The 2,935-nt window shown below is 58.2% G+C and carries 4 protein-coding genes; all 4 read left to right on the top strand.

The features are described from left to right. Window positions 1-288: 288 nt before the first annotated feature. The 4 genes from HW556_RS18165 to HW556_RS18150 all read left to right on the top strand — a co-directional run bounded on the left by HW556_RS18165 (window position 289) and on the right by HW556_RS18150 (window position 2,935). Window positions 289-534, top strand: coding sequence for a hypothetical protein (locus HW556_RS18165; RefSeq protein ID WP_176901533.1), 246 nt, complete (start codon window positions 289-291; stop codon window positions 532-534). A gap of 417 nt (window positions 535-951) precedes the next feature. Then, on the top strand, window positions 952-1,206 hold the full coding sequence (locus tag HW556_RS18160; RefSeq protein WP_218136971.1) for a DUF1294 domain-containing protein: 255 nt from the start codon (window positions 952-954) through the stop codon (window positions 1,204-1,206). A 183-nt stretch (window positions 1,207-1,389) separates the two neighbouring features. After that, window positions 1,390-2,481, top strand: coding sequence for a hypothetical protein (locus HW556_RS18155; RefSeq protein ID WP_176901532.1), 1,092 nt, complete (start codon window positions 1,390-1,392; stop codon window positions 2,479-2,481). Between the two features lie 121 nt (window positions 2,482-2,602). After that, entirely contained in the window at window positions 2,603-2,935 is a 333-nt protein-coding gene (locus tag HW556_RS18150) for a hypothetical protein (RefSeq protein ID WP_176901531.1), read from the top strand.

The following is a 2,935-nucleotide window of genomic DNA, read 5'->3' as shown; positions in this document are numbered from 1 at the left end:
CCCCGGCGCTGGGGCACGACCTGCGGACCATCGACTTCCTCTTCCACACCCGCACCATCACCGACGTGTACATCTACCGCTACGATTCCGGCAACGAGGACTACCACGGCATCCCCTCGTTTACCCCACCAGAGGGCGTTTAAGGGTGAACCGTTTGCCTGAACGCAAGTTCTGCTCGGCTGACCAACCAAGTGGACACGGCCACCCGCGCCCGGGTGCTGGCTTATTTTTCTTCCATATCTTAGTCCGCCGGAAGGACTCACCTTTCTGCTTCTGCCGTCCCGCCCTATGCCCCTGCTCCAGTTCTACGCCCATCTGTTGTTCCGGGCGGCCGCGCTGCTCGCGGCGGGGCTCGCCCTGGTCTGCCTCGCGGTCATCAACGTGCTGGGCGGGGCCCTGCCGGGCGTGGAACTGAACGAGATGGTGGCCCGCGCGGCTACGGCGTTGCACCGCGACGCCTGTCGGCTGCTGGCTTCGGCCCGGGCCCGCAACGCCCCGGAGCCCACCGTTTCCAGGTCCGGCGACGCCGGGTAAGCCCCGGGGATTGCCTCCCTCGAAAAGCCGCTGCACCTGGCGGAACGCAGCGGCTTTTGGGCGGGTATTTATTTTTATAAAACCCCTAAAATGAGGCACTGGGACCCGTTTATTGTCAGGAAAGAGCTTGTTAGCCTCCCCGTAGAGTCCAGAGCGAAGGCAGCATCAGCGCGACCAGTCGGCTGACCTATTCCTCCTTTGGCTAGTCGGACTGTTCTAATGAACGCCGCTCAATGACTTGCGGCCCCGCTGGTGCACTCTTCTTCTGCCCAACCGCTGGCATCCCGTCTTCCCCGCCCCTTTCTGAACCTGCCCAACTGGTTCAGACCCGTGCGGCGACCACCTCGGCCGAAACCCGTAACAGACTACTCAGAAAGGCCCACCGCCCGCACCATGCCAATCCTCGGGAGTTGCCTGTTGTTTTTCAACCTGCTGTGTTTCCTGCTCTTCGCCTGGGACAAACGCAAAGCCCAACGGGACCAGCGACGCATTGCCGAAAAGACGCTGCACCTGGCCACGCTGCCGGGCGCGGCGCCCGGCGCGTGGGCGGCGATGTTGCTGCTGCGCCATAAAAACCGCAAAGCTGCTTTCTGGGGCGTTACCTTGGTGCTGACGCTGCTGCAAGGGGCGGTGCTTTACTTCGCGTGGCCCTATTTTCAGGCGCCGTTTTAACCGCGTCAAATGGCTGCGCGCGGGGAATTGGCCCGTGCATGAGTCAAGCAATGGGAGTTTCCGAGCCGAAGCACAGATATGGTCATTCGTTACGGTTCAAGCCACGACCGTTCCGCTGAACACATCTGAGAGCGACATACGCCTTCCTATTCTTTCTGTACGCATACTGCGCCTGTTCCCTCCATGCCCGATATTACCTCGTTTGACTCCCTAGACTATGCCCTGCAGCAGGTGAGCGGCAAACCTACCGTACTAGAAGCGATCTGGGATGGCGACACGCAGGGCTGGTATTTGTGCCTGAACGTGTATGTGAAGAGGGGCATCTGGCCCCTGCAACGAACCGAACGCCACACCCTAGGTACGGTGACGCTGGGCAACGATTTGCGACTCTTCAGTGGCCAAGTGCCGCCCTGGCCCGAAGCCGAATTCGTCAAAACCTTTGTGGAGCAGACCCATGGTACGTATGGCCTAACCCTATACTTGCCCTCCGAGGAACCCGACCTTGATTGCCCCCGCTGGACTGAGCGGGAGCACGCCATTACCTGTGCCGATTGCGGTAAGCTCATCCTACCCTCTGACAGCCCGTACGTGCCGAAGCATATTTGCCACACCTGCCAGCTACGCCGGGAGCAAAAAGCCCGCATTCAACAGGATGAGCCCCAGCACGATGGAGTGTACCTATACGTCTACAAGGATAACGTGTACCGCTCGGTCGGTTACGTCAGCGATTTCGACAACTTCGACATTGCTCCCTACATCGATTCCGCCTTGCTGCCAGGCCTGAGCCAAGACACCGTCCCCATCGTGACGCTGGAACCGGAGGCACTGGTGGAAATTCAGGCCCGTTTGACCGAATCGTTGGAAGAGAAACTGGCCGCTTACGAACCGCCCGAGAATACCCACCGCAAGCCCCGTTTCGCGACCATCATCTATGCGGGGGTCCCGTATGAGCTCGACCGACAGCGGCATAACCAACATTACGACATATGGAAGCTGTTTCACAGTTGGGAATGGGTTCAGCAAGCACTAGCAGACGGTGCCAGTTATAAGTTCTTCTTTAAGCGGGGGTTCACTTACCGGAACGACTCCATGCTGCGGTTCCTGAAATATCCCACACCAAGCCCTAAGACCGTGGAGCACATAATCCAGCACTACGATGGTAGCCTGACAGAGCAGGAGATCCGCGGCACGCTCGCCAAATTGGAGGCGCTGTACTGCCTTACGATAGCGGGTAAGGACGTCACCATCACGCAAACCGGCCGCAACATCGTATAATCGGCGGGACTAGCTTGTAGCCCGAACCTATCACCAGCTGTTTAGAGGCTGTGGAGTGATTACTTTACTTATAAAACCCTTTCGCTGAACAGCTTTTCAGACAACCAGAACAATACAACGTTTGACCGATTCCTTCCTGATGCAGTGCCGGGAGAACTTTTTCCGAGGCATTACGCCCTCTGGCCCCGGCGCAGAAACCGCGAAACAGGCCCTTGTGGCCTTGTATGAAGGCCTCACAACGGCCAACCAAATGGAAGCATTTATCGGCTTTTTGCAAGAAGGCCACTATTATATCAATCTATGGGCCGCTCATCTGCTCGTTGAGCACTATCGCCCTGATGGGCCAACCCGGCAGCTGTGTATGGACACGATTGGGAGCCATGTGATGAGCACGATAAATCCAAAGGTCGCACAGGAGGAGCTAGAGTGGTTGAGTGGGCAGGCCCAATCTTGA

Origin of the sequence: Hymenobacter terrestris (assembly GCF_013377905.1) — a bacterium.
Taxonomy (GTDB): domain Bacteria; phylum Bacteroidota; class Bacteroidia; order Cytophagales; family Hymenobacteraceae; genus Hymenobacter; species Hymenobacter terrestris.
The sequence above is the reverse complement of the archived record's forward strand: the minus strand, read 5'-3'. Positions and strand labels throughout refer to the sequence as shown.